We start from the raw sequence: 26,832 nt of genomic DNA, 5'->3' as shown, positions 1-26,832 counted from the left end.
ACGATTCGCTTTTGATCTGCGTGATGCTGATCAGTAGTTTGTGCGCGGGCCGTTTTGCGCGGCCGTTGCGTGTTGTTGACGTTTTGCTGTTCAGTTTTCAAGGTTCATGTTTGTGCCGCTTCAATTGGCGACTTTTCAATATTACCAGCTTCCTTTTTGGAAGTCAATAATAAGTTTCATATTTTCTTCGTGTGATTTAGATGCCAAAAACACGACATCAATTAATATATCACCCCTCTAGCCTGAGCGCAAGGCTTATTTGAAATAAAAAACCGATTCGAGAGTATTCCACTCGAACCGGTTGAGTAATTAATTCATTTCTATGCTTATCAGTCGCGTGAACGCATCTGAGGGAATAGTAGAACGTCTCTTATGGAAGCTGAATTAGTTAACAGCATAACTAGACGGTCAATCCCAATTCCAAGACCTCCCGTAGGCGGCATGCCGTATTCCAGCGCTTCGATGAAATCATCATCCATTTCATGCGCTTCGTCGTTGCCGGCTTCCTTTTCAATCAACTGAGCTTCAAAACGCTCGCGTTGATCGATTGGATCATTTAATTCCGTAAAGGCATTTGCATGTTCTCTGCGAACAATAAACAATTCGAAGCGATCTGTAAAACGCCCGTCTTCCGGATTCTTTTTAGCCAGTGGAGAAATCTCCACTGGATGGCCATAAACGAAAGTAGGCTGAACCAACTCTTCCTCTACACGCTGCTCGAAAAACTCATTCAAGATATGGCCTACTTCCATAGTAGGTTTAACTTCAATGTTATGTTCTTTCGCTAAAGCATGCGCTTCATCTTTCGTCATCTGCTCCCAGAAGTCTACTCCTGTATGTTCTTTCACGGCGTCAGCCATGTGCAGTCGTTTCCAGCCCGGTGCCAAGTTTATCTGGTCCTCCCCATACTGGACTGTAGTTGCACCTAATACATCCTGGGCGATATGCGCAATCAGATTTTCAGTCAATTCCATGACATCGTTATAGTCCGCATAAGCTTCGTATAGTTCAAGCATCGTGAACTCAGGATTGTGCCGCGTTGAAACTCCTTCATTGCGGAATACCCGTCCTACTTCATAGACCTTTTCCAAACCGCCGACGATTAAACGCTTCAAATGCAGTTCGATGGCGATGCGGATAAACATCTGCATGTCGAGCGCATTATGGTGAGTGATGAATGGACGCGCTGTTGCTCCACCAGCAATAGAATGCAACATAGGCGTTTCCACTTCCAAGAAGCCTTGGTCATCCAGGTAACGGCGCATCGATTGAATGATCCGGCTTCGCAGAATAAATGTCTCTTTGCTTGTTTCGCTTGTAATCAAATCTAAATAACGCTGGCGGTAACGCTGCTCAATATCCTTAAGGCCATGAAATTTCTCAGGCAGCGGACGAAGAGCTTTCGTCAAGAAGAAGACTTCTTTCGCTTTAACAGAGAGTTCCCCAACATTCGTTTTGAAGATTGTCCCTCTTACTCCAAGGATATCGCCAAGATCAACTGTATTGAAAAATTCATACGCTTCGTCGCCGATTGCGTCTTTGCGGACATATATTTGGATTTGGCCTTTCAGATCCTGAAGATGCGCAAATCCAGCCTTGCCTTTTCCGCGCTTTGTCATAACGCGCCCTGCAATTATCACTTCATGCGGGTTTTCTTCAAGCTCCTCTTTTGAAAGCTCGCTGTATTCGTTAATGATTTCTTCTGACAGGTGAGTACGTTCAAAACGCGAACCAAAAGGGTCCATCCCGTTATCACGGAACGCTTGCATCTTTTGGCGCCTCACCAATACTTGGTCGTTAAGCTCTTCTGACATGTTCTACACTCCTTTATTTTCAACACCTTGATCATTCATGTATTTCTCTATTGTACACAATTTCCTCTGAGGCTACATAAAAAAAGCTGCCACAAAGTTGTGGCAGTTGTTAATTCCAGCTTAAACTGCACCGTTCGTCTAGGTTTTACCAATAAATTCTTTAAGTCCGCTATAGGTTTTCCATAATCTGACGTCTTGCTCAGGCGGCTCCGGCATTCCTTCAAGAGAAGGGTTCACTTCCAAAAGCGGGATTAGCACAAAAGCCCGTTCGTGCATCCGCGGATGCGGAACGACCAATCTCTCTGATGCAATTTTTTCTTGGTTATAGAGCAAAATGTCGAGATCTATTGTCCGCGGTCCCCATCTGACGACCCGCTTGCGCTGAAGCAACTGTTCAACTTCCTGGCAGAAATCCAATAATTCCAGAGGCGACAGACCAGTCCGGACATGGACGACCATATTTAAAAACGAGTCTTGCGCTGTAAAGCCGACCGGTTCTGTTTCATATAAGGAAGAAATGGCCGCAATTTCTATCGCTGGATGTTCCATCAGCAAATGGACAGCCTGCTTCAGCATCTCCAATCGGTCTCCCATATTCGAGCCGAACGACAGGTAGCTGTCGTTCATATGAATTCTCCTCGCGACAATTCAATCGCGACCGACCGGTAATGTCCAGGAATCGGCGGATCAGGTTTGACCATCTGGACTCGGATGCCTTTGACGAGCGGGAATTGCGATAAAATTCGGGAAGCGACTTCTTCCGCTACCGCTTCAACGAGCTTTTTCGGCGGTCCCTCAACAATCTCCCGGCATGCTTCGTAAACTTCGCCGTAATGGACAGTGTGTACAAGATCGTCCGTTTCACCAGCCATAGACAAATCGACCGCCAGCGATACTGTCAAACGAAAACGCTGGCCCAGTTTGGTTTCTTCTGGGAATACACCGTGATAGCCGTAAAACTCCATATCGTTCACATGAATGAAATCCATTATTCCGCCTCCTTGTATTTCGTTTTCCCCGTTAGTACATCCATCATGCGCACCGCACGGCTTGTTTCTATTACATCATGGACGCGGACAATCTGGCAGCCGCGGTCAACGCCGAAGCAGACAGTGGCAAGCGAACCTTCAAGCCGTTCACCCACAGGCAGCCCCAGCACTTTTCCAATCAGCGACTTGCGCGAAGTTCCAAGCAGCACCGGATAGCCGAGTGCCACAAACTCTTCCAAACGCTGCATCATTTCAATATTTTGCTCAGCTGTCTTGGCGAAGCCAATGCCTGGGTCGAGCCAAATCTGTTCCTTGCGGACGCCGGCATCAATCGCAATCTTGACGCTGTCGCTTATATCCTGCTGGACATCCGGCCAAAAATTCTTGTATGGCGTATCGTTACGGTTGTGCATTAAAATAATGGGCACATCCCATTTCGCGGCGACCGCTGCAATGGCGGGTTCATATTTCGCTCCCCAGATATCATTGATGATATCGGCACCCGCCTCGATAGCCGCTTCTGCCACTGCCGCTTTATATGTATCAATGGATATCAACACGTCAAATTCTTTTTTCAGCGCTTTGATGACAGGAACGACACGAGCGATTTCCGCATCATCGGAAATCATCGTATAGCCCGGCCGTGTAGATTCACCCCCTACATCAATAATATCCACTCCATCTTCGATCATTTGGCGGGCCCGCGACTCTGCCTGTTCGACCGTCGTATATTTGCCGCCGTCGGAAAAAGAATCCGGCGTTACATTCAATATGCCCATCACCCATGTTTTACTGCTCAAATCCATCTATTACACTCCAGTTCTGTGCCGTATTATTGCCCGGGAAATATTCACTCTCTCCATCTTATCGCGATTAACGGCATTTTCGCCATAAAAAAAGAGCATGCATGTGCATACTCTTTTTGAAACGATTCAATTTTCTTCGAATTGGTAAAGTGGAGTGCTCAAATAACGTTCGCCGTTTGACGGAATGATCGCCAGCACTTTTTTGCCTTTGCCCAGCTTTTTGGCTACTTGCAATGCCGCGTAGATTGCTGCACCAGAGGAAACGCCTCCGAGGATGCCTTCTTCGCGTGCCGCTTTGCGGGCTGTTTCGTACGACTGGTCATTCGTCACTTGAATGATTTCATCGTAAATTTTCGTATTGAGGACTTCTGGCACAAATCCGGCGCCGATGCCCTGGATTTTATGAGGGCCCGGCTTGCCGCCTGATAATACAGGAGAGTCGGTCGGTTCCACTGCAACAATGTGAATGCCTGGGTAATGCTCTTTCAATACTTGGCCTGCTCCAGTGATGGTGCCCCCTGTACCGATTCCGGAAATGAACGCATCCAATTGGCCGCCCATCGATTCCACGATTTCCGGGCCAGTTGTCAGCCGGTGAACTTCCGGATTCGCTTCGTTCTTGAATTGCTGTGGCATGAACCAGCCATTTTCAGCTGCCAGTTTTTCAGCTGTTTTAATGGCGCCGTTCGGACCGTTCATACCATCAGGACCTGGAGTCAAAACCAATTCTGCACCATATGCGCGCAATAAGTTGCGACGCTCCATGCTCATCGTTTCTGGCATAACCAATACGGATTTATAGCCTTTGGCAGCCGCAATCATCGCCAAGCCAATTCCCGTATTGCCGCTTGTCGGTTCAATGATCGTATCGCCTTGCTTTAAGTCGCCTTCTTTTTCAGCAGCTTCAATCATTGCTAAAGCAATGCGGTCTTTCACGCTGCTGCCAGGGTTGAAGTATTCCAATTTCAAATAAACCTCTGCATCTTCAGGGCCAGTCAGGCGATTCAATCTGACAATTGGTGTTTGGCCAATCAATTCGGTAACGGAATTTCCTATACGCGCCATTTCTCAACACTCCTAATCCCTAGTAGTTTTGTAAGCATTAATCTTTCCTTATCGTATCAATGTTTCTCATTTTCTGTCAAATTGTATACACCAAAAAAGGCATTCCTCATGAGAAATGCCTTTTTGTTTTATTGTCCGTAAAACCAGTGTGCGTCGAATTCTTTCCAAAAAGCTTCTGGAGTAACCGATTGCGGCAGCTGCTCAAGCGCGAGTTCGCGGCCAATATGGCCTTTGACTTCTTCGAAGGAGAACTTTCGGCCTTCCGCTTTATCGACCACTGCTACAATCGCTAGTCGACCGTCTTTCAATGCCAATGGCTCAGACCACTTGCCTGCACCTAAAGATTGAACCGCTTTTGCAACGGCCGGATCGACAGACGGCTGGTCCGGGGAAATGTAGCCGATGTCGCCACCTAAGCTAGCAGATGCGGTATCGACAGATTTTTCCCGGGCCAACGCTTCAAAGGAAGAACCGTTTTCAAGTTCTTTCAGCGCTGCTTCGGCCTCACTCGCTGACTCAACGACCATCATGCTTGTGCGATAACCGTCTTCGACGTCATAAAGCGCCTGATTTTCTTGATAAAAAGCTTCGATTTTTTGGTCTTCAACCACAATATCTTTTGTCAGTACTTTTTCCAGAATCAATTGCGATTTCACTTGCTCGCGCAAGCTTGCCCCGTTTTCTGCATACAGCGCCATATCAGAGCCGTCTTGCGCCGTGCGAAGCATCGCCAGTTCGAGATCGATTTCTTTATCGTTGACTTCTATATTGTATTCTTTCGCTGCAGTAGCCATGACTTTTTGATTGACCAACCCGAGCAGGGTATCGCGGCCATGCTGCTCTTCCATTGCAGCCATCCATTCCTGGCGCGTAATCGGATCTCCTTGGACAGCGGCGACTTCTTCACTGCTGCCTCCTTCGTCCGGAATCAGCCAAGCAATAAACCACAGCAGATTTCCGACAAACAACAATAATAACAGGACCAACAGCGGACCCGTCTTCAATCTTCTTCTCGGCGGACGCCCTGCAGTCGCCGGTGATGCGGCAGGACGTTGCGGATTACGCATGTAGCTCATCGATCAGCGCTTCCAATTCCGCTTTAGAATAATGGTATTTTTCCAAACAGAAATGGCATTGCGTTTCAGCCATCCCTTGCTCTTCGATCATTTCACGGATTTCTTTTTCACCGAGTCCCAAGATTCCTTCTGCAAAACGTTCTTTAGAGCAATTACATTCAAATTTTACCGGCATTTTATCCAAAATCTGTACATTTCCTTCTCCAAGTACTTCTTCCAAAATTTCTTCCGGCGTCAAACCGCGCTGAATCATCGTGGAAACGGGTTCGATATGAGCCAATCTTTTTTCGATCGCTGTGATTGTTTCGTCGTCCGCATCGGGCATCAACTGGATGATGAACCCGCCTGCAGCAAGAATGGAGTTGTCGGTATCCACTAAGACGCCTAAGCCGACCGATGACGGCACCTGCTCAGAAATCGCGAAATAATAAGTCAGGTCTTCAGCGATTTCCCCGGAAACGATTGGCGTCTGGCCCGTGAAATTCTCTTTCATACCGAGATCTTTGACGATTGACAGCATGCCATCGGTGCCAACCGCTCCTTTGACGTCAAGCTTGCCTTTCACTGACGAATCGATTTGGGTCTGTGGATTCGTTACGTATCCACGCACCTTGCCATCAGCATCGCTGTCGACCAAGATGGCACCGATCGGGCCTCCCCCTTGAATTTTCAATGTTACTTTGTCATCGCCTTTCAGCATGGCGCCAAGCATGACACCCGCTGTCATGGCGCGCCCTAATGCAGCAGACGCTGTCGGCCAAGTCTGATGGCGGCGCTGCGCTTCCCCTACAGTTTCTGTCGCATCAGCGGCAAACGCCCGGACGCTGCCGTTAAAGCCCAGTCCGCGCACTAAATAATCTCCCATGTCAATCGTTCCCTTCCAACGCCTGATTGCGTTTATAAATTAAATAAAGGCCCTTCAATGTCAAAAACGGATCCACCTTGTCGATCATAGACGATTCTGCTGCAATCAGCGAAGCCATGCCTCCTGTCGCGATGACAGTCGGCTTTTGTTTGCTTTACGCTTTCATACGAGCAATGATGCCTTCCGCTTGCCCGACATAGCCGTAGACGATACCGGCCTGCATAGCTGATACGGTATTTTTTCCTACGACGTTTGCTGGACGCGCAATCTCGATGCGCGGCAGTTTCGATGCTCGGTTATACAACGCTTCAGTGGAAATGCCAATGCCCGGCGCAATCGCCCCGCCCATGTATTGCTGGCGTTCGTCAATATAACAATATGTAGTCGCCGTTCCGAAATCGACAATGATTAGTGGAGTTCCGTATTCATGGATGGCCGCGACCGCATTGACAATCCGGTCCGCTCCGACTTCACGCGGGTTATCGTACTTGATGTTGAGGCCGGTTTTTACGCCCGGCCCGACAACCATCGGCTTGATGTGAAAATACTTCTGGCACATCCGCTCCAGCGAAAACATGATTGGCGGCACGACAGAAGACATGATAATGCCGCCGATCGCTTCAAATTCGAGACCGGCGTCATTCAACAGCATTTTGATTTGCATGCCGTATTCATCTTCCGTTTTGTGGCGATCTGTTTCAAGCCGCCAATGATGCAGCAGCTGCTCCCCGTAGACACCCAAAACAATATTCGTGTTTCCGACATCCATTACTAAAATCATATTTGAGCCCTCACTTATCAACGATTTTCCAACACATCATACCATATTTTCAGAGAAATAAAAAAACCGATCGGCCGTTCCCAAAAAGGAAAGGTCGATCGGTCTTAACAAGTCTTATTTGCGGTCTTCCTGAATCGGTCCTACGGCTTCACCGGATCTGCCTTCTTTCGGCAAATCGCCAGCTGAAGGATCACTCGGAGCACCCGTTGCTTCCCCTGCTTCATCGTCTTTCGACAAATCGACAGCATCTTTTTCGAAATTGCCATTCAATGCTTCGTAAGAACGTTCCGGAAGCGTCCCATGATCTTTCAAGTGAAGGATTTGGCCCGCATCCAGCGTTTCCACTTCAAGCAAAGTATTCGCAATCAACGATAGAAGATCTTTCTTTTCAGTAAGGATCTCTTTCGTGCGCAAGTACTGCTCTTTGATGATGCGCTGGATTTCCTGATCGATTTCAAACGCGATGGCATCTGAATAATTCTGGTCTGAGTTGAAATCGCGTCCAAGGAAGACATTCCCGCCTTGTGCCTGGCCGAATTGGATCGGCCCGATCTTATCGCTCATTCCGTATTCAGTGACCATGCTTCTCGCAATGGCCGTCGCACGCTGGAAGTCATTATGCGCCCCGGTCGAAACTTCACCGAAACTCAAATCTTCTGCAACACGCCCGCCGAGCAAGCCGGAAATCTTATCAAGCAATTCCGGTTTCGTCATGAAGTAGCGATCTTCTTTCGGAAGCATGACAGCATAGCCGCCAGCTTGTCCGCGAGGGACGATCGTCACTTTATGGACGGTTTCCGCATCATCAAGCACCAATCCGACAACCGTATGGCCGGCTTCATGGAATGCCACGATATTGCGCTCTTTTTTCGAAATGACGCGATTCTTTTTAGCTGGTCCCGCAATGACGCGGTCCGTTGCTTCATCAATATCGGACATGTCGATTTTGAGTTTATTGCGGCGAGCCGCCACCAGGGCTGCTTCGTTCAATAAATTCTCCAAATCCGCTCCTGAGAATCCAGGGGTGCGCTGGGCGACCGCTTTAAGGTCGACCGTCGCTTCAAGCGGTTTGTTGCGTGCATGGACTTTCAAGACTTCTTCGCGTCCTTTAACGTCCGGACGGCCAACTGTAATCTGGCGATCGAAACGGCCTGGGCGAAGAAGTGCCGGATCCAAGATATCCGGACGGTTTGTAGCTGCGATAATGATGACGCCTTCGTTTGCGCCAAAGCCATCCATTTCTACAAGCAATTGGTTCAATGTCTGTTCACGCTCATCGTGTCCGCCGCCTAGGCCTGCGCCACGCTGGCGTCCAACCGCATCAATCTCATCAATAAAGATGATACACGGTGAATTTTTCTTCGCATTTTCGAAAAGGTCACGGACACGGGAAGCCCCGACGCCGACGAACATTTCAACGAAATCCGAACCACTGATTGAGAAGAAGGGAACGCCCGCTTCTCCAGCAACCGCACGGGCCAAAAGTGTTTTACCGGTACCCGGAGGTCCGACAAGCAAAATCCCTTTTGGAATGCGCGCGCCGATATCAGCGAAACGGCGAGGATCTTTCAAGAAGTCGACAACTTCCACAAGTTCCTGTTTCTCTTCATCTGCTCCAGCAACGTCATTAAAGCGGACTTTATGTTTCTGATCATCATACAGCTTCGCTTTGCTTTTACCGAAGTTCATCACACGGCCGCCTCCGCCACCTTGTGATTGGTTAAGCAAGAAGAAGAAGAGGATGAAGATGATGATGAATGGAATGATGCCTGTGAAGAATTGAACCCATCCGCTTGTCTGCGGGGCTTTCAAAAAATCAACTTCGGCACCCTCAGATGTAGCAATTTCATCAATCTGTGTAATTAATGCTTCGTTTTCCACTGGAATATTGGTGACAAATGTTTCCTCGTCGCCATAACCATCCAATTTCCCTGTCACTTCGTAAACATTTGCGTCAGGCTGGATGGTAATTTCTTCGATCGTCCCGCCTTGGACAGCTTCCAAGAATTCATTGTATCCTATTTCGTTAGTCGGTTGGTTACTGTTATTGAACGTCCCCAAAATACCGATAATAACTAGGAAGATCAGTAGATAAAATATGGTGTACCGAAATATTCGATTCATCCCAAGCCTCCTCATAAAGTTTCCAAAAACTATACTAAATACTACCATACGAGCATTTCCGCTTACAACGAAAAGCCCTTAGCTTTGCGGGTGAATCCGTATTGTGTGAACTTCCTTTGACTATTCTTGATCTCCGCTGTAAACAGCAGGTTTCAAGACGCCAATATATGGAAGATTACGGTATTTTTCCGCATAGTCCAAACCATAGCCCACAACAAACGCATCCGGAACTTCAAATCCGATATAATCGGCTTTCAAATCCACTTTACGGCCAGATGGCTTATCCAACAGCGTGACAATTTTGATCGAGTTCGCTTTGCGGTATTTGAATAAATCCACTAAATAGCTGAGCGTTAAACCACTGTCGATGATGTCTTCGATGATTAATAGATCGCGGCCTTCAACGCTGGCGTTCAAATCTTTGATGATTTTCACTTCGCCTGAAGAAACAGTCGCATTGCCGTAGCTTGAAACGTCCATGAAGTCCATTTCCACATAACCGTCGATGCGTTTCATCAAATCGCCCATGAATGGCATCGCACCTTTTAGTACTCCGATTGCCAATGGGTATTTATCCTGATAGTCGCGCGTAAGGATTGCTCCAAGCTCCCGCGCTTTCTCTTGCAAACTTTCTTCCGTGATCAATATTTCTTCAATGTCTTTTTGTAGCATGGTGGGCCTCCTAGTTAATCCGCTTTTTGCGTTTTCTCGTGGTGCTCTATCAATACCCAGTCGTCGCCAGCACGCGGTTCGCGGCTGAAAAGACTGGAGGGGCGCAGTCCTGGAATCAGCAATACCTCATCTTTTTCCGTTGCAATGACCGGCCAATTCTCTCTTTCACAAACAGGGACTTTCTCATCAATCATCAAGCGCGCCACTTTTTTCGGCTGCTGCATGCCCGCAAGTTTGATCCGGTCTCCCGGTTTGCGGTTTCTGATGAATATCCCGTCGTGTTTAGATGCGGCGAAATACCAAAATACAGCATTCTCTTCTTTTTCAACCTGCAGCAAAGGGACACTTTTATAACGAAATCCTTTCACTTCCTCAGACCAGTCACCTGTAATGGGCATTGCATCTTTTGCAGTTGCCGGATGGACCGGCTGTCGGCTAAAGAACACCGCGTCGTATTGGCGTGTCATCATATAATTATGCGGCAAATGCAGAAAAACAGTGCCGGCTGAACCTTGCATGGCGTTTTGCACCTGTTCGGCCAATTGTTTTGTTATCGACACTTGCTGCCCATTATATAGATAGTTTAATAGTATTAGAACCATTCTTTTTTGTAAAGCAAGTGCTCCGCTTCTGAAACTTTCAGCCGACAGGCACAGCCGGCCCTCTGTCCAATGAACCAGTCCAAGCACTTTTTCATGAGCCAGCCCTTCCAGAAAGCGCTGGTCTTCCTGGATTGTTTCAGCGAGTTCGACGAAATGCGCCGAAACGGACGGCTCCTCTTTTTTCAGCAAAGGGACGATCGCTTCACGGACGCGGTTGCGGGTGTAAAAAGGTTCCGCGTTGCTGGAATCTTCCCGGTGGACAATGCCGTGGCGCCGGGCATAATCCACAATCTCATCTTTCGTCACCGCAAACTGTGGTCGTATGAGCTCCCCTTCGCCGAACGGACGGCGCAAAGGCATGCCGAACAGGCCGGATTGCAACGACCCTCTCATGCCGGCCATCAGCACCGTCTCCAGCTGGTCATCGGCGTGGTGGGCAGTTGCAAACTTCTCCGCCTCCTCGGTTGCCATCACATCTTTGAAATAAGCGTAGCGTTCATCGCGGCACACCTGCTGTTTATTGCCGCCTGACGTTTCCAAAATCGCCGGGATTGGTATGGATCGGCTGAAACAAGCGACTTCCCAATGCCGGCATGTTTCTTCAGTGAAGCTGCGGTCCCTGCAGGATTCCTCGCCGCGCAGCATATGGTCAACGTGCACGGCCGACACCGTAATCCCGAAAGCGTGCTCGTTCATTTTCAAGAAATGCACCAGCACGAGCGAATCAATGCCGCCGGAACAGCCAACGAGGATCCGGTCTCCCGGTGCCAGCAACCGGTGTTTTTTGATATAGGCTGCCATTTTCTTTTCGTACGTTTCCATGCGCTCACCTCTCCCGGGCCATTTTTGCATCTATATAAAAAGAAAGCCCTGAAACTTTTTTCCAAATCTAATTGACACTCCGCCGTTTAGATAGTATGATTTGAAATGTTCGTTTGAACAAAGGCGGCGTAGCTCAGCTGGCTAGAGCGTACGGTTCATACCCGTGAGGTCGGGGGTTCGATCCCCTCTGCCGCCATCATCGTTGTTAAAAGCAGCATCCTGACAAAGGATGCTGCTTTTTTTGTGTTCAGTTGCACTTTGCACCTTATAAAAAAAACGCTCCCCTCGAAGGAGAAGCGTTTCGATATGAATTGTTAAGCTGTCATGAAGCATTTTCCTATGCTATTAAAACAGCTAGCAAGTTAGCCTCTTTTTGCACCGCGGCCGCCGCGCTTGGATTCTGTAGCGCGTTTCAATGAAGTTGCGTTTTCTTCACTTTCCTTCAAGAACTTCGCCATTTTCGTCTCGAAGTTTTCTTTTGGTGCGCGTTCAAACGAACGGTTATTGCTCGGACGTGGACGCTGCGGGCGTTCCGGACGCACTGGTGCGCCTTCTGGCTGTGGTTTCGCTTTGCGGATGGACAGACCGATTTTGCCGTCTGCTTCCACATTCATCACTTTGACTTCCACCATTTCGCCGACTTTAAGATGATCGTTAATATCTTTGACGTAATTGTCTGCGACTTCACTGATATGCACGAGGCCTGTTGCACCAGTTGGTAACTGAACGAATGCTCCGAAATTTGTGATACCTGTTACTTTACCTTCTAACTTGCTGCCTACTTCAATCGACATAAAAAAAATGCTCCTCCTTAAAAATTAAGATGACCGCCATACGGGGCCAAAAAACTCTTTTATGTGGGACGTTGCCCGAATTTTAGTATAACACTTTTTATTATAACCAGCAAAAAAAGAGTGTCAACTGACTACTCTTCTTTATCTTCATCTTCTTCATTTTTATTGTCCGCATTTGGTATTGTGAAAATGATATCGCCTTCATCCGACAGGAAATATTCCTTGCGTGCCAATTTGTCTATGTACTCGTCATCGTTCAACAGCATGATCTGTTCTTCGAGCTGCGCTTGTTCTTTTTCGACTTCCTCAAGCTCCGCCAGCGTTTCAGCGCGCTGCATTTCTTTCTCTGCAATGCTCTGCGACTGCGCATAAATCGTGGTCCCAATCCAGATGGTGGCCAGCAATACGAGCACCCCGAATACCGAGAGCCTTCTGAAAAGGCGGACTTTATGCGCCTGCTGGCGTTTTTCCTGCCGTTCAACGGAGCGGACATAGTCATTTCGAATTGAAGCGACTTCCGGACTGCCTGCGTTCTTCTTCGTCTTCAAAGCCATGACTTCTCCTCCTCCTACTCACTTTGATGCCATTATACACGATATTGGGAAATTTTATAAGATTTTTTTGCATTTCCTGCCGTTTTTACAGCATTTTCACTACTTTGTTCGAAAACAGCTGAAAATTTATTAATAAAAATACTATTGACTTAATTTTTATGCAGTCTATAATATTAGTAACTCTTAACAAAGGTTAATTTACTAGTATTTATTTAAAATTTACTTTTTTCGAGTTAATAAATATACATTATTAGTGAATAAACGATAGGAGGCGAAATTATGGCAGGATTGTTGTCACTTGCAAACGGCACAGACTTTTCAGGGCATTGGCATGGTGATGCCGGGCACGTACAAGGGGAAATCGTCTTTTTTACCGGAATGACTGGATACGAGGAAGTATTGACGGATCCTTCCTATAAAGGGCAAGTCATCGTGTTTTCTTATCCATTGATCGGCCAGTACGGCGTCCAGGCGGCGCATATCCAATCGGAAAAAATCCAAGCCGCAGGAATTATCGTAGCCGAGCTTTACGACGGGCCTGTCGAAAAAGGGGCGATGCCGCTTGCGGAGTTCGCCCGGAAAGCGCAGGTGCCGATACTCAGTGGAGCCGATACTCGCTCTATCATCCAAGCGGTGCGCGAATCGGGGACGATGCAATCGCATTTGGCTTCCGCTTTCGCAGGGACAGACGAATGGCAGCCAGTGCAAACCGATTTTTTTGCGGTATCGGACAGCTCCACTGAAGTGGTCGAGTTTGGCGAAGGCCCCCTTCACATCGGCTTGATCGACTTCCATTATAAATCGTCAATCTTAACGGAATTGCTGCAGCACAATTGCAAAGTCAGCGTTATTCCACATACCTTGCCGACTGAGAGGCTGGATGGACTCGGGCTTGACGGCCTGCTGTTTTCAAACGGCCCTGGCGATCCGGCTGCGCTGGCCCCGCTGTTTCCGGTCTACCGGGACTGGGCAGAACGCTATCCGACATTTGGCATCTGCCTCGGCCATCAGGTCCTAGCTTCCAGTTTCGGTGCCAAGACTGCTAAATTGCCATTCGGCCACCGCGGTGCAAATCATCCCGTCATCAACGTGAAAACGCAGCACGTATCGATGAGCTCACAGAATCACAGCTACGTGGTTGAAGACGCGAGCATCCGCGAAACGCCATTATCTATTCTCTATAAAAACGTCAACGATGGCAGCATCGAAGGGCTGTTCCATGAAGAGCTGCCGCTCCTGACGGTCCAATTCCATCCGGAAGCGGCTCCCGGCCCCGCTGACCATCTGGCGTTGTTCAGCCACTTCTTATCCACAGCCCAACAGAAAAAGAAGGTGAAAATGCATGCCTAAGCAGCACGACATAAAAAAAGTATTGGTCATCGGCTCAGGCGCGATTGTCATCGGCCAAGCTGCAGAATTCGATTATTCCGGCACCCAGGCATGCCTGGCCCTCAAAGAGGAAGGCATCGAAGTGATCCTCATCAACAATAATCCGGCCACCATCATGACAGACAAGAGCATGTCGGACAAAGTTTATTTTGAACCACTGACACCCCAGAGCGTCACTGCCATCATCGCCAAAGAACGCCCGGACGGCTTATTAGCGACAGTCGGCGGACAAACCGGATTGAACTTGGCGATGGCATTATCAGATGCCGGCGTCCTCGCAGAGTATGGCGTACGCCTGCTTGGCACCAATATCAGATCGATCAAACAAGCCGAGGACCGTGAACAATTTCGCGCATTGATGCACAAGCTCCATGAACCTGTGCCGCAGAGCGCCATCGTCTACTCGACCGACAGCGCCCTTCAATTCGCCGAACAAACCGGCTATCCGCTCATCGTCCGTCCTGCTTATACATTAGGCGGCTTTGGCGGAGGCATCGCACAGGATGAAGCGGCTTACATCCCGCTCGTCCAGCAAGGGCTGAGCGCGAGCCCGATCAAACAATGCCTCGTGGAAAAAAGTATCGCGGGCTATAAGGAAATCGAATACGAAGTCATGCGTGATGCTGCCGGAACGTGTATCACCATCTGCAATATGGAAAACATGGACCCGGTTGGCGTCCATACTGGCGATTCCATCGTAGTGGCGCCGAGCCAAACGATGAATGACCGCGAATACCATTTGCTGCGCACCGCATCCATCCATATTATCGAGGCACTCGGCATTATCGGCGCCTGCAACGTGCAATTTGCGCTCCATCCGGAAAACTTCACGTATTACTTGATTGAAGTAAATCCGCGGGTCAGCCGTTCGTCTGCACTGGCATCAAAAGCGACCGGCTATCCGATCGCCAAAATCGCCGCCAAGCTGGCACTCGGCTATTTGCTCTCGGAATTGAAGAATCCGGTGACTGGCACGACGTTCGCCAGCTTCGAGCCTGCGCTCGATTACGCCGTCGTCAAAATTCCGCGCTGGCCATTCGACCAGTTCCAGGATGCCGACCGTTCACTTGGCACCCAGATGAAAGCGACAGGCGAAGTCATGGCGATCGAACGCAGCATGGAAGCCGCATTCCAAAAAGCGATGCGCTCGCTTGACCTTCCGCTCGACGGCTTCCGCTTGCCAGCTTTGGCAGAAATGCCGACAGCCCACTTGGAAGAGCTCGCCGCCGCGCCAGATGACCGCCGCTTGTTCGTGCTGTTCGAATTGCTGGTGCGCAATAAAAGCATGGCCCACCTCCACGAACTGACGGCGATCTCGCCTTATTTCCTCCATGTGCTGAAACGCATCGTCGATGAATGGCGTACACTTCAATTGCTGTCATGGAACGATATGACCTACCAGCGTCTGCTGCAAGCGAAATCACTCGGCTTCAGCGACCGGCAGCTCGCCGATTTATGGGACATCTCCCCTTCTGAAATCTGGGGGCAGCGCAAAAGTTGGGACATGTCGCCCGCTTACCGCGTCATCGATACGTGCGCAGCGGAATTCCGCTCGCAGACGAATTATTTTTATTCCACTTGGAACGGTTCTTCCGACGAGCGTTCAGCCAATCCGAAAAAAGTGGCAGTTATCGGCTCTGGCCCTATCCGCATCGGCCAAGGCATCGAGTTCGATTATTGCTGCGTCCACAGCGTTGTGGCTTTGCAGCAACTCGGCTATGAAGCGGTAATGATTAACAACAACCCGGAAACGGTCAGTACGGATTACGAAATCGCCGATGCGCTGTATTTCGAACCAATGGCAGCGGAAGACATCCTGAATGTCCTCGACTTTGAAGGCATCACTAACGTCATTGTCCAGTTCGGCGGGCAGACTTCATTGAATGTCGCGGCCGAATTGGAACAAGCGGGCATCACCGTGCTCGGTTCAACCGTCGATCTGCTGGACCAGATGGAAGACCGCGACCGGTTTTATGCGTTTCTCGAGTCGATCGGGCTTCCAGCTATCCCCAGCTACACGGCCGCAACCCCTGAGCAAGTCCCGCAATTCGCTAAAAAGCTCGGCTACCCGGTCCTCCTTCGACCGTCTTATGTCATCGGCGGCAAAGGGATGAACGTTTTGCATAATGAAACCGAGCTTGCGCAATGGCTGGCACAGACAAAAGCTGTGTTCCCGGTATTGGTCGACCATTTCATCACCGGCAAAGAAGTCGAAGCCGACATCTTGACGGACGGCGAAAACGTCTGGGTATCCGCCATCTTTGAACACATCGAAGGCACCGGCGTCCATTCCGGCGACAGCATTTCCATCACGCCGCCGATCACGCTGTCTGCGCACGAACTTGAAGAGATTTCAAGCACTGCGAAGCACATTGCTGCCAATATGGCGTATAAAGGATTGTTCAACATCCAGTTCGTCTATGAACAAGGCCGTTTGTTCGTCATGGAAATCAACCCGCGGGCATCGCGCACAGCACCGATCAGCTCCAAAGTAACCGGTGTTCCCCTAGTGAAGCATGCCACTGCCCTCATGCTCGGCATTCCATACGCAGAACTGGGAATCGAGGAGGACTTTAACGGCCAGCCGGAATATACGGTAAAAGCCCCGGTGTTCTCCCATATCAAGCTGCCTGGCCTGTCGCCGGTATTGTCGCCTGAAATGATGTCGACCGGCGAGGTCATCGGCCAAAGCCCAGATGCCACCGTTGCGATGCACAAAGCGCTCGTTGGCGCTTCGCAGCAATTGGCGGACTTAGACGGCGGCGGCACGATTTTCATCACCGATGCATCGTTGCCATTGATCGACTTGGATTTTTGGCTGAAGCACGGCTTCGCCTTCCATACAGAAGAGTCGCTGCCATTCGAAAAATGGCTGGCGACGGATAATAAAAAAGCCTATATCGACCTGACACTGGAACCCGACAAAGCACAGGCGGCCCAAGCAGCCCTCCGCCGCCTTCACGTCTGGACGCGCCGCGAAACCATTGCTGCGTTCCAAGAAGCTGTGAAACTCATCAACGGACCTACGAAAGGAGTGCTTGCGAAATGACGATGACATTGACGTCCGCTACACAACTGACCCAGAATCATTTATTGTCGCTGAAAGATTACAGCACCGAAGAAATCTTGGAGTTGCTGGCGCTTGCAGCGGATTTGAAAAAGCCTGAAAACAAACACCTGCCCTTGCTGCAAGGCAAAGTGCTCGGAATGATTTTCGAGAAATCATCGACGCGCACGCGCGTATCCTTCGAGGCGGGCATGCTGCAGCTCGGCGGGCACGCAATGCACCTGAGCACACGCGACATCCAGATGGGCCGCGGCGAAACCATCGCTGACACAGCCCAAGTCCTATCCGGCTACTTGGACGGCATCATGATCCGCACATTCCACCAGGCGACGGTCGAGGAATTTGCCGCCAATAGCAAAGTGCCGGTCATCAACGGTTTAACGGATGATTTCCATCCATGCCAGGTGCTCGCCGACCTGTTAACGGTCCAGGAACATTTCGGCGTTCTTGCCGGCAAGAAAATGGCCTATATCGGCGACGCCAACAATATGTCGAATTCATTGATGATCGGCGCAGCGAAAGTCGGCATGGACATCACCATCGCTTCGCCTGCCGCCTATGCACCGAAACCGGACATGGTAGCATTGGCGCAAAGCATCGCGCTGGAAACCGGCGCGAACATTCACGTAACGACAGACCCTGTTGAAGCAGTGACCGGCTGCGATATCATCTATACGGATGTCTGGGCCAGCATGGGCCAAGAAGCGGAAGCGCTTGAGCGCATAGAGCACTTCAAGCATTTCCAGGTCAACGAAGAGCTGGTCCAGCATGCCAACAGCCATTATATCTTCATGCATTGCCTCCCGGCCCACCGTGAAGAAGAAGTCACCACTGGCATTCTCGAAGGACCGAACTCGGTAGTGTTCCAAGAGGCGGAAAACCGCCTGCATACACAAAAGGCGTTGCTTGTTGCGCTTATGGGCAAGTGATTGCTTCACCATACGCATTCATTGATTCCTCCAATAGAAAAAGCTGCACCGGAGCAATAGGCTCTGGTGCAGCTTTTTCATGTGTTGTGCTTTTAACTCTTACGCTTCGTCATCGATAAACTGGGGTTCGACTTTATCCAGCTTTTCTTCTTTTAAGATCGTATACATATTCGCCGTTTCATCTTTCTTGGCGTTTTCTTTGATTTGGTCGACGCGCACAGTGACCACTTTTTGGCCAAAACGGATTTGCAGTTCATCGCTTTCTTTGATGACGGAGCTCGCTTTGGCTTTCGAACCGTTTACGGTGATGCGGCCTTGGTCGGCCACTTCTTTCGCCAGCGTGCGGCGCTTGATCAAACGTGAGACTTTCAAAAATTTATCGAGGCGCATAGTCAGTCTTCCCTTCTTGCCAATGCTTTGGCTTCGTTCCAAAATTGATCGAGCTGCTCGAGCGTGTAGTCGCTGAATTTTCCGGTTCCTTCCGTAACGCGTTTTTCAACGTGCCCGAAGCGCTTGCGGAATTTGCTATTGGCCTGGATCATCGCCTGTTCCGGAGACAAGCCATAAAAGCGCGCGATGTTGACCAATGTAAACAGCAAGTCACCCAATTCATCGAGTTGGCGCTCTTTTGTCCCTTTCGCCGCTTCTTGCTGGAATTCCTGCCATTCTTCATTGAATTTATTCCACGCACCGTCTGCATCGGGCCAGGTAAAGCCGGCTTCCGCCGCTTTTTTCTGGTAATTGTATGAGGTTTCCAAGGCTGAACTGAAACGCTGCTGGCCATCCAAAAGCGATGCCGTTGCCGGCTTTTCCTGTGCCTTAATGCTTTCCCAGTTCGCGACCACATCATCCGCACCGCCGACTTTTACGTCGCCGAAAACATGCGGGTGACGGCGGATCATCTTGCTGCTGATCGACGCCAGGACATCTTCAAGCTGGAAATAACCGTTGTCTTGTCCGATTTGCGCGTGCAGAAAAACTTGTAGCAGAACGTCGCCGAGTTCTTCAGCAATCGCTTCATCGTCTTGTTCATCGATCGCCTGCAGCAATTCGTGCGCTTCTTCCAATAAATACGGCCGCAGCGACTCATGCGTCTGCTCACGATCCCACGGACAGCCATCGGGACCACGCAATGTGGCGATAATTGCCCGGAATGTCTGCCATTCCTTGATGCGGTCCAACTGCGCTTTTACCGGCGGCACGTAGATCGTCGTCAAGTTGTTCACTTCCGTCGAACGATCAAGTTCATACAGCGCGACCGTCTTCAACACTTCATCCGCTGAACCCGCTGCAGTGACGATGGTCACCGGATAATCTTCCGGGTATTTCTCCATCAGCGCGAGCTTCACTTCTGAAGCGCTGAAGGAATCGTAGACTTGGGCGATCAGCACATGCTGCGCCATATTGACGTCATCACTGTGCATCGCTGTGCCGTCCAGCAATTGAAAGCCTTCGATCGGATCGATGCGCAATGCCCCAAATATGGCGTCGAGGAAACTTTGCCCTCCTTCGATTGACAAGCGGCAGCGCCCTTCTTTTTCTGCTGTGATCAAATGCTGCACCGTCTGCTCCGCAACGAGCGGGTGGCCAGGGACTGCATACATGACCGTCCCTTGCTGCGCGAGCGCGATGAGCGTATCGGCAATTTCTTGATAAACCGGCTCAAACGCATCATGCTTTTCGTAGACCTCGTCAAACGATGTCCAACTGACGCCTTCTTGCGCTAATTCGCCCAAGACAGGATGGTCCGCAGTCCGTACATATAATTCCGTTGCTTGCTTTAATTTTTTATAAACGCCGAATGGCAGCTGGTCCAAATCTCCAGCGCCGAGGCCGATTACATGTATGGTGTTCATTTGTCATCACCTTTTCTGTTTTCTGATCAGTAACTGGAGCCCCGCTATTTTACGGCCGAATGGCATGATGTACCATTGCTTTTCCGTGATGATGCGGCTTTTCGCAATCAACGCCATGAATACGGCTGCACCGAGGGCCACTGCTGTCAATGCCGTACAAAGCGCTTGCATGCGGCTGGAAAAAGCCTCAAACAGAACCAAGTCCGCAAACAAAGCCCAGCCTGTGACAATCACTCCCATCGCAGCTGAAGCCAGAAAAATCCAGCCGTAATAGCGGCGCGGCGCAAAACGGATCGGCCAGACCCGCTTAAAATACCAGAACAAGCCTGCAACAATTGCCGCTAAGCCGATATTACCCGCCAGCGCTGCACCGGACACTCCCCATAACGGCACCAGCAAGGCGTTGCCAATAACTTTCACCGCCAGGCCACCTGCCAATAGCAGGGCCGGCACTTTCACTTTACCGAGTCCATGCAGCATGGCGGCCATGACGAGGATGAGCGACATCCAGACGATTTGCCAGCTGAAAACAATCAATGCCGCCGAGCCGTCACGCGTCTGAAACAGCATTTCATTAACATAAGGCATAACAAATGCCAAGCCTGCCGCTGAGGCCACCGCAAACAGAAACGAAATGCGGAATGCGAGCTGCGCATAGACTTCCGCCGAACGGCCGCCTTGCTTTTTCGCCATATGGGCGACGAGCGGCACGATTGCGAGCGCCAGCGACGACGCAATCAGCAAGCCGAATTGGACGAGCGGCTGGCCGCGGTCGTAAACCCCTTTTTGTTCCATCGCCGCCATGCGCCCCATGCCGTTTTCCGTCAATAAACGGAATACCATAAATGAATCCGCGAGCTGAAAAAACAATAAAATCAGTGAACTCATGCTGACACTGAGCGATACAGCCACTAAAGCTTTGATGATCGGCCATTTTTTTAAAGCGGACGCCCGCGGGAAAGGAATGAGCCTTTTTCTGAAAAAGACGGCCAGCAAGAGTGCACCGGCAATACCGCCGGCTGCCGCTCCGAACATTGCTGTCTGGCCGGCGACATACAGCGAAAAGCCGTTTGCGACTACAATCCATGTACCGATCAGAATCACCGACACACGGGCCGCCTGTTCCGCCACTTGCGCATAGGCGACTGGCGCCATGTCGTTGCGCGACTGGAAGAGCCCCTTCAGCACGGCGAGCACAGGCATCAGCAGCACGGCGAAAGCACCAGCTTCCAGAAGCGGTGCAAGCAAGGGATCGCCCATCCAGTCTGCCAAGCGGCCAGCGCCGAAATACAGCCCTCCGAACACCAGGATCGAAACGGCCGCGATAAAGCCGAACGCGATGCGTAAAATCCCGCCTTGGTCGCCGTCAGATGCATCTGCCAGCACTTTCGACACCGCGACAGCAAAACCGTACGATGTCCAAGCCGCGAAAATTCCGATGAACGGATACACTTGCTGATAAATATAGAAGCCTTGATCGCCGACCATGTTCTGGAACGGCACCCGGTAGACCGCACTGAGCAACTTGACGACGAAGCCCGCTAGCGTCAGCAGCACAGCGCCTTTCATGAATGTTTTCATCGTTCCTTCATTGTTCAACGGGCTCCACCCATTCCTTCGTTTTAACATTCATTCGAATTAACCGACTGGTTTTTCTTCTTTCAATGATTCTGGAAGCAGCTTGATCATGCCTTCAAGAACATCGAATGGATGTATTTTGCCGGTCTTCGCGTCATCAATCGACATCGCCAATTGCTGGCCCGCCATTCTGAAGCCGACGGCGCGGCCAAATACAGCGGATTGTTCCACCAATTTGCCGCCGTTGATCGAAGTCGTGCCGGTTTCGGTCAGTTTGACCGTCGTGATTGTGCTAGTGCGCTTAATCGATTCTACTCCCGCAACACGTGCCCATACTTTCATGCGGGCGACGCGCAGCAGGCGGTCCGTTTCGATCGGCATGTCGCCGAAACGGTCAATGAGCTCATCCTGCAGCTCCGCCACTTCTTCGACGTCGGTAATGCCTTTTACGCGCTTGTACATCTGGATTTTCTGGTAGCCGTCGCCGATATAGCTGTCCGGAATATAGGCATCAACATCGAGTGAAATCTCAATTTCCGGTACCACTTCCTTCTTATTGCCCGTGCGGCGCTCTTCAATCGCTTGTTCAAGCATCTGCGAATAAAGGTCAAAGCCGACCGAATCGATAAAGCCATGCTGCTGCGAACCGAGCAGATTGCCCGCTCCGCGGATCGACAAATCGCGCATGGCGATTTTAAAGCCGGAGCCCAGTTCTGTGAACTCCTTGATGGCCATCAGCCTTTTTTCAGCGACGTCCGTCAGCACTTTATCGCGCTGGTACATGAAATACGCATACGCAACACGGTTCGAACGGCCAACGCGGCCGCGCAATTGGTACAATTGCGACAAGCCCATGCGGTCGGCGTTGTAGACGATGAGCGTATTGACGTTCGGAATATCGATGCCCGTCTCAATGATCGTCGTCGTCACCAAGACGTCATATTCGCCGTCCAGGAAGCTGAGAATCGTCGATTCCAGTTCCGATTCCGACATCTGCCCGTGCGCATAGCCAACACGCGCTTCCGGCACGAGCGCCTGGATTTCCTCCACTTTACGGGTCATATCATCAACGCGGTTATACAAATAAAACACCTGGCCGCCGCGCGCCATTTCGCGTTCAATGGCTTCGCGCACCAATGCACCGTTATGCTCCATGACATAGCTCTGCACAGGGAAGCGATTTGCCGGCGGCGTTTCAATGACAGACAAATCACGGACACCGATCATCGACATGTGAAGCGTGCGCGGAATCGGTGTTGCCGTCAGCGTCAACACATCGACATTGGTTTTCATTTGTTTGATCTTTTCTTTATGGGTTACGCCAAAACGCTGCTCTTCATCGACAATCAAGAGGCCTAGGTCTTTGTAGGCAATGTCTTTCGATAAGATCCGGTGCGTCCCGACTACGACATCGACAGTGCCGTTCTTCAAGCCCTTAGACGTCTCCGCCTGCTGTTTTTTCGAACGGAAGCGGCTCATGAGCCCTACCGTGATCGGATAATCCTTGAAGCGTTCAGTCATTGTCTCGAAATGCTGCTGCGCAAGAATCGTCGTCGGCACCAAGAAGGCCACTTGCTTGCCGTCAAGCACGGCTTTGAATGCCGCGCGGATCGCCACTTCGGTCTTGCCATAGCCGACATCGCCGCAGACAAGCCGGTCCATCGGCCGTTCGTTTTCCATGTCGCGCTTTACTTCATTGATTGAGCGCTGCTGGTCGACAGTTTCCTCATATGGGAATTCTGCCTCGAATTGGCGCTGCATGTCCTGCTCTTCGGCAAACGCGTAGCCTTTCTGGGCTTCGCGTTCCGCGTATAATTTGATGAGGTCATCCGCAATGTCCTGGACGGCAGCCGATACTTTCCTGCGCGTCTTCTGCCATTCCGCCCCGCCCATCTTATGGAGCTTCGGCTCTTTTTCTTCCGAAGCGATGTATTTCTGAATCAGGTCGATCTGGTCGACCGGAACAAATAATTTATCATCGGCTTTGTAAATGATGTGTAAGTAATCTTTGTGGGTGCCCCCGATTTCAAGCGTCTCGATGCCAACATAGCGCCCAATGCCATGGTGGACATGGACAATGTAATCTCCTGGTTTTATTTCCGAATAGCTTTTAATGCGCTCAGCATTCGTCAGCTTTTGCGGACGGCTCTTTTTCTTCGCCTGCTGCTTGAACATCTCTGCGTCTGTAATGACCGCAATCCGCTGCAGCGGCATTTCAAAACCAGACGACAAATCACCGTCGACCAAATAAATATGGCCGCCCTGCACTTCTGTCTGCAGATTGAAAATTTCCGCTTCCATACCATAATCTTCGAGCACCGAACGCACTTTTTCCAAACGTTCACTGCCTTCCGCAATGATGAAGGTCTGGAATTTCGCGAGCTGCCAGCGTTCCATTTCCGCTTTCAATAAATTCATCTGGCCATGGAACGACTGCATCGGTTTGCACGAAAAGACGATTGACTTTTTGACCTGAACGGATGGGAATGTCCGGACAAACAGCGAAAGGAACGTCACTTTTTGCTTGGTTTTTTGGAGCACTTCCCGGAACGTGTAAGACAGCCTCAGGTCATGCAGGAATTTGCCTTCTTCCAGCAGCGATACGATCCAGTCGCCTTCTTCGCGTTCCAGCGTTTCGGTCATTTCCTGGATGCGTCCGAGCTCATCAAAAAAGATAAAGCCGTCTGCCGGGAAATAATCCGCCAAAAAGGCCGATTGCGTTTCCACAAGCGCCGCATATTTCGCTACCTGGTCGGGCACATTGCCTTCCCGCAGCATTGCGATATCATGCTGGATATGCAGCAGCAATGCTTCTTTCGTATCTTCTGCTTTGATTGTTTTCAGCGATTTCGCGAGCTGCGCTTCAATCTTGTCGGCAAGCTGCAAACGCTGCGGCTTCGATAAGACCAATTCAGACGCCGGCAGGATGCACAGCGACTTGACCTTTTTGAGCGAACGCTGGTCTTCCGCAGAGAATGAGCGGATTGAATCGACTTCCGTGTCGAACAATTCAATGCGTACCGGATGCTCAAAGTTCAACGGGTAGATATCGAGGATTCCGCCGCGCAGCGCAAACTCTCCAGGTGTCGTCACCATTGGCGTGCGCGAGTAGCCCATTGCCACCAGTTTGAGCATCCATTGTTCCGTATCAAGCTCTTCGCCTTCTTTGACGCGCAATGTGGAATCTGCCCACTGCTTATGCGATGGCATCAATTTGCGCATGCCTGCTACTGGTGTGATGTAAATGCCTTTGCCGTTGCTCGCCATGTGGTCAAGCGTATCTATGCGGTGGGCACGCAATTCCGGTCCTGAAAATGATACATCCGCTGCAATCAATTCATCTGCCGGATAAAGGTGCACCATTTCGTCGCCCATCAATTTCGTCAAATCGTCATAGACGCGCTGCGCATGCAGCAAGTTCGGTGTGACAATCAGCAGCGGCGCTTGGGTCTGCGCCCAGACCGTCTGGTAAAATACCGGACGTGCGCTGCCGGAAAGTCCGGAAATTAGCTGATGGTCTTGGTCATTCTGCAAGTCCGTAATGAATTTCTGCGTATGAGAATCCTCTGAAAACACCTGCAATATCGGATCCATGAAGATTCCTCCTTTCAACATGCAATTGGTCGGCAAACAACAAAAAGCTCTGTACGCATTTTGCGCCAAAGCAATTTTATGAGCCGTTAAACTGGTTCATGACTTCTACATAAGGTTTGGACAGCCACAATTCGCAAGCGTCCGCACTTTTTTCCACGGCTTGCACCATCTCAGGAATTTCGGCGTCAGAAAACCGCGATAACACGTAATCGGGCACTTTCATGCCGGTTGGCGGACGGCTGATGCCGATGCGCATCCGGTTGAATTGCTGCGATCCGAGATGCTGAATCAGCGACTTGATGCCATTATGGCCACCAGCGCTGCCTTTTTGGCGCAGCCGTAATTGCCCCGTCGGCAAATCCAGGTCATCGTAAATGACGACAATGTCGTCTATATCTATATTATAATAATCCATCAAGGCGCTGACACTTTCACCGGACAGGTTCATGAACGTCAGCGGCTTCAACAGCATCACTTTGCCTTCAGGCCGATGAATGACGGAATACATGCCCTTGAATTTCGACTGCGTGAGCGGAGCGTTCCATTTCATTGCCAAGTAATCGATCACTTTGAACCCGATGTTGTGGCGCGTCTGTTCATATGCCTTGCCTGGATTGCCCAAGCCGATAATTAATTTCATCATTAATCTTCCTTTGCTTTTTCGCTGTCTACCATTTTACCATAAAGGCGCTTTAAAGCAGAAAAATAGGGACTGTCAGATGACAGCCCCTTGTTTTCAATGATGCAGATTCGCTTACGCTTCTTTTGACTCGTCAGTAGATTCGCCTTCAGCTGCTTCAGTTCCAGCTTCACCTTCAGCGCCTTCTTCCGTTTCTTCAGGCTCTGCTTCTACAGTCGGTGCTGTAACAGAAACCAATAGGAAGTCGTCTTCATCTAAAATTTCATAAGATACTTTGTCGCGGATGTCGCCGACAGATAAATGGTCGCCGATTTCAAGTGCCGATACATCAACTTCAAGTGAATCCGGAATATCCGAAGGCTTCACTTTTACATTAACTTCACGATTTGGCTGGTTCACAACGCCGCCTTCTTTTTCGCCAGCTGCTTCGCCAGTTGTGTGGACTGCTACTGCTACTTCAAGCTCTTCGCTCATGTTAACCGCTAAAAAGTCAACGTGCTTGAAGCTGCCTTTCAAAGCATCGCGTTGGAAATCGCTTAATACGACATTCAAAGTTTTTCCGCCTAATTCCAAGTTGATAACGCCGTTGCGTCCTGATTCACGCAATGTTTTGATCAAATCAGCTTCAGATACAGAAACCGAAAGTGTTTCAGTCTGGTATCCGTATACTACGCCCGGCACATCGCCTTTACCGCGAAGTTCCGTTAATTGTGAATTTGGTGTTTTGCTTTCTCTTTGTTGTGCTGATAATTTTGTACCCATATGTTCTCATCCTCCAGTTATATTGTTCATGTTCAGTATACCATTATATAGTC

Annotated in this window: 21 protein-coding genes, 1 tRNA gene and 1 pseudogene; 4 read left to right on the top strand and 19 right to left on the bottom strand. The window is 50.0% G+C overall.

The window, feature by feature from the left end; translation table 11 throughout:
* Positions 1–329: 329 nt before the first annotated feature.
* The 11 genes and pseudogenes from lysS to tilS all read right to left on the bottom strand — a co-directional run bounded on the left by lysS (position 330) and on the right by tilS (position 11,616).
* Complete coding sequence (gene lysS / locus AC4EHJ_RS16880) at positions 330–1,814, bottom strand: lysine--tRNA ligase (protein WP_490976737.1); 1,485 nt, start codon at positions 1,812–1,814, stop codon at positions 330–332.
* A 138-nt stretch (positions 1,815–1,952) separates the two neighbouring features.
* Entirely contained in the window at positions 1,953–2,441 is a 489-nt protein-coding gene (folK, locus tag AC4EHJ_RS16875) for a 2-amino-4-hydroxy-6-hydroxymethyldihydropteridine diphosphokinase (RefSeq protein WP_490976736.1), read from the bottom strand.
* Positions 2,438–2,803 carry a dihydroneopterin aldolase gene (folB, locus tag AC4EHJ_RS16870; protein WP_490976735.1) on the bottom strand — a complete coding sequence of 122 codons (366 nt, stop codon included), beginning with the start codon at positions 2,801–2,803 and terminating at the stop codon, positions 2,438–2,440. Before folB ends, folK begins: the two co-directional genes overlap by 4 nt.
* A complete protein-coding gene (gene folP / locus AC4EHJ_RS16865) occupies positions 2,803–3,609 on the bottom strand; it encodes a dihydropteroate synthase (protein WP_490976734.1) in 807 nt (268 codons plus the stop codon). Before folP ends, folB begins: the two co-directional genes overlap by 1 nt.
* A gap of 126 nt (positions 3,610–3,735) precedes the next feature.
* Positions 3,736–4,674, bottom strand: coding sequence for a cysteine synthase A (gene cysK, locus AC4EHJ_RS16860; protein WP_490976733.1), 939 nt, complete (start codon positions 4,672–4,674; stop codon positions 3,736–3,738).
* Between the two features lie 128 nt (positions 4,675–4,802).
* Complete coding sequence (locus tag AC4EHJ_RS16855) at positions 4,803–5,750, bottom strand: peptidyl-prolyl cis-trans isomerase (protein ID WP_490976732.1); 948 nt, start codon at positions 5,748–5,750, stop codon at positions 4,803–4,805.
* The gene (hslO, locus tag AC4EHJ_RS16850; RefSeq protein WP_490976731.1) at positions 5,734–6,615 is read right to left on the bottom strand and encodes an Hsp33 family molecular chaperone HslO; all 882 of its coding nucleotides are present in this window, start codon (positions 6,613–6,615) and stop codon (positions 5,734–5,736) included. The genes AC4EHJ_RS16855 and hslO overlap by 17 nt, the downstream gene beginning before the upstream one ends.
* A 1-nt stretch (position 6,616) precedes the next feature.
* Positions 6,617–7,396 (bottom strand): annotated as a pseudogene (locus AC4EHJ_RS16845) (type III pantothenate kinase).
* A gap of 114 nt (positions 7,397–7,510) precedes the next feature.
* On the bottom strand, positions 7,511–9,520 hold the full coding sequence (gene ftsH / locus AC4EHJ_RS16840; protein WP_490976730.1) for an ATP-dependent zinc metalloprotease FtsH: 2,010 nt from the start codon (positions 9,518–9,520) through the stop codon (positions 7,511–7,513).
* 120 nt (positions 9,521–9,640) lie between these two features.
* Positions 9,641–10,192, bottom strand: coding sequence for a hypoxanthine phosphoribosyltransferase (gene hpt / locus AC4EHJ_RS16835; RefSeq protein WP_490976729.1), 552 nt, complete (start codon positions 10,190–10,192; stop codon positions 9,641–9,643).
* Positions 10,193–10,206: 14 nt separating this feature from the next.
* A complete protein-coding gene (tilS, locus tag AC4EHJ_RS16830; RefSeq protein ID WP_490976728.1) occupies positions 10,207–11,616 on the bottom strand; it encodes a tRNA lysidine(34) synthetase TilS in 1,410 nt (469 codons plus the stop codon).
* A gap of 122 nt (positions 11,617–11,738) precedes the next feature.
* Between tilS and AC4EHJ_RS16825 the strand changes: the two genes are divergently transcribed.
* Positions 11,739–11,812: transfer RNA gene (locus tag AC4EHJ_RS16825), tRNA-Met, on the top strand.
* Between the two features lie 166 nt (positions 11,813–11,978).
* Here AC4EHJ_RS16825 and AC4EHJ_RS16820 read toward each other — a convergent pair.
* The gene (locus tag AC4EHJ_RS16820) at positions 11,979–12,410 is read right to left on the bottom strand and encodes a S1 domain-containing RNA-binding protein (protein WP_490976727.1); all 432 of its coding nucleotides are present in this window, start codon (positions 12,408–12,410) and stop codon (positions 11,979–11,981) included.
* Between the two features lie 131 nt (positions 12,411–12,541).
* Positions 12,542–12,964: an FtsB family cell division protein gene (locus AC4EHJ_RS16815; RefSeq protein WP_490976726.1), complete on the bottom strand. Its 423-nt coding sequence runs from the start codon at positions 12,962–12,964 to the stop codon at positions 12,542–12,544.
* Between the two features lie 279 nt (positions 12,965–13,243).
* On the opposite strand from AC4EHJ_RS16815, the gene AC4EHJ_RS16810 reads away from it, so the two are divergent.
* From AC4EHJ_RS16810 to argF, 3 genes are read left to right on the top strand one after another with little or no spacing between them, the layout of a single operon-like run.
* Positions 13,244–14,314, top strand: a complete 1,071-nt coding sequence (locus tag AC4EHJ_RS16810; protein WP_490976725.1) for a carbamoyl phosphate synthase small subunit — start codon at positions 13,244–13,246, stop codon at positions 14,312–14,314.
* On the top strand, positions 14,307–17,402 hold the full coding sequence (gene carB, locus AC4EHJ_RS16805; RefSeq protein WP_490976724.1) for a carbamoyl-phosphate synthase (glutamine-hydrolyzing) large subunit: 3,096 nt from the start codon (positions 14,307–14,309) through the stop codon (positions 17,400–17,402). The genes AC4EHJ_RS16810 and carB overlap by 8 nt, the downstream gene beginning before the upstream one ends.
* Before the next feature lie 2 nt (positions 17,403–17,404).
* Positions 17,405–18,349, top strand: coding sequence for an ornithine carbamoyltransferase (gene argF / locus AC4EHJ_RS16800; protein WP_490976739.1), 945 nt, complete (start codon positions 17,405–17,407; stop codon positions 18,347–18,349).
* Positions 18,350–18,448: 99 nt separating this feature from the next.
* Here argF and AC4EHJ_RS16795 read toward each other — a convergent pair whose 3' ends face one another.
* The 6 genes from AC4EHJ_RS16795 to AC4EHJ_RS16770 all read right to left on the bottom strand — a co-directional run bounded on the left by AC4EHJ_RS16795 (position 18,449) and on the right by AC4EHJ_RS16770 (position 26,779).
* Positions 18,449–18,739: an RNA-binding S4 domain-containing protein gene (locus AC4EHJ_RS16795; protein ID WP_490976723.1), complete on the bottom strand. Its 291-nt coding sequence runs from the start codon at positions 18,737–18,739 to the stop codon at positions 18,449–18,451.
* Between the two features lie 2 nt (positions 18,740–18,741).
* Complete coding sequence (yabN, locus tag AC4EHJ_RS16790) at positions 18,742–20,205, bottom strand: bifunctional methyltransferase/pyrophosphohydrolase YabN (protein WP_490976722.1); 1,464 nt, start codon at positions 20,203–20,205, stop codon at positions 18,742–18,744.
* A 6-nt stretch (positions 20,206–20,211) separates the two neighbouring features.
* Positions 20,212–21,804 (bottom strand): putative polysaccharide biosynthesis protein, encoded by a 1,593-nt coding sequence (locus AC4EHJ_RS16785; protein WP_490976721.1) that lies wholly within the window; start codon positions 21,802–21,804, stop codon positions 20,212–20,214.
* A 39-nt stretch (positions 21,805–21,843) separates the two neighbouring features.
* A complete protein-coding gene (gene mfd / locus AC4EHJ_RS16780; protein WP_490976720.1) occupies positions 21,844–25,377 on the bottom strand; it encodes a transcription-repair coupling factor in 3,534 nt (1,177 codons plus the stop codon).
* Positions 25,378–25,453: 76 nt separating this feature from the next.
* A complete protein-coding gene (pth, locus tag AC4EHJ_RS16775) occupies positions 25,454–26,017 on the bottom strand; it encodes an aminoacyl-tRNA hydrolase (protein ID WP_490976719.1) in 564 nt (187 codons plus the stop codon).
* 114 nt (positions 26,018–26,131) lie between these two features.
* Positions 26,132–26,779, bottom strand: coding sequence for a 50S ribosomal protein L25/general stress protein Ctc (locus AC4EHJ_RS16770; protein ID WP_490976718.1), 648 nt, complete (start codon positions 26,777–26,779; stop codon positions 26,132–26,134).
* Positions 26,780–26,832 lie beyond the last annotated feature (53 nt).

The organism is Planococcus sp. TJ-301 (assembly GCF_058268475.1).
This window is presented reverse-complemented; position numbering and strand designations above follow the sequence as displayed.

Coding starts and splice junctions, on each gene's coding strand:
- pth (WP_490976719.1), bottom strand. CDS start 26,017: ATGAAATTAATTATCGGCTTGGGCAATCCAGGCAAGGCATATGAACAG.
- folP (WP_490976734.1), bottom strand. CDS start 3,609: ATGGATTTGAGCAGTAAAACATGGGTGATGGGCATATTGAATGTAACG.
- AC4EHJ_RS16820 (WP_490976727.1), bottom strand. CDS start 12,410: ATGTCGATTGAAGTAGGCAGCAAGTTAGAAGGTAAAGTAACAGGTATC.
- yabN (WP_490976722.1), bottom strand. CDS start 20,205: ATGAACACCATACATGTAATCGGCCTCGGCGCTGGAGATTTGGACCAG.
- hslO (WP_490976731.1), bottom strand. CDS start 6,615: ATGGGAGATTATTTAGTGCGCGGACTGGGCTTTAACGGCAGCGTCCGG.
- AC4EHJ_RS16810 (WP_490976725.1), top strand. CDS start 13,244: ATGGCAGGATTGTTGTCACTTGCAAACGGCACAGACTTTTCAGGGCAT.
- AC4EHJ_RS16795 (WP_490976723.1), bottom strand. CDS start 18,739: ATGCGCCTCGATAAATTTTTGAAAGTCTCACGTTTGATCAAGCGCCGC.
- cysK (WP_490976733.1), bottom strand. CDS start 4,674: ATGGCGCGTATAGGAAATTCCGTTACCGAATTGATTGGCCAAACACCA.
- AC4EHJ_RS16855 (WP_490976732.1), bottom strand. CDS start 5,750: ATGAGCTACATGCGTAATCCGCAACGTCCTGCCGCATCACCGGCGACT.
- argF (WP_490976739.1), top strand. CDS start 17,405: ATGACATTGACGTCCGCTACACAACTGACCCAGAATCATTTATTGTCG.
- ftsH (WP_490976730.1), bottom strand. CDS start 9,520: ATGAATCGAATATTTCGGTACACCATATTTTATCTACTGATCTTCCTA.
- hpt (WP_490976729.1), bottom strand. CDS start 10,192: ATGCTACAAAAAGACATTGAAGAAATATTGATCACGGAAGAAAGTTTG.
- carB (WP_490976724.1), top strand. CDS start 14,307: ATGCCTAAGCAGCACGACATAAAAAAAGTATTGGTCATCGGCTCAGGC.
- folK (WP_490976736.1), bottom strand. CDS start 2,441: ATGAACGACAGCTACCTGTCGTTCGGCTCGAATATGGGAGACCGATTG.
- lysS (WP_490976737.1), bottom strand. CDS start 1,814: ATGTCAGAAGAGCTTAACGACCAAGTATTGGTGAGGCGCCAAAAGATG.
- tilS (WP_490976728.1), bottom strand. CDS start 11,616: ATGGAAACGTACGAAAAGAAAATGGCAGCCTATATCAAAAAACACCGG.
- AC4EHJ_RS16815 (WP_490976726.1), bottom strand. CDS start 12,964: ATGGCTTTGAAGACGAAGAAGAACGCAGGCAGTCCGGAAGTCGCTTCA.
- AC4EHJ_RS16770 (WP_490976718.1), bottom strand. CDS start 26,779: ATGGGTACAAAATTATCAGCACAACAAAGAGAAAGCAAAACACCAAAT.
- folB (WP_490976735.1), bottom strand. CDS start 2,803: ATGGATTTCATTCATGTGAACGATATGGAGTTTTACGGCTATCACGGT.
- mfd (WP_490976720.1), bottom strand. CDS start 25,377: ATGGATCCGATATTGCAGGTGTTTTCAGAGGATTCTCATACGCAGAAA.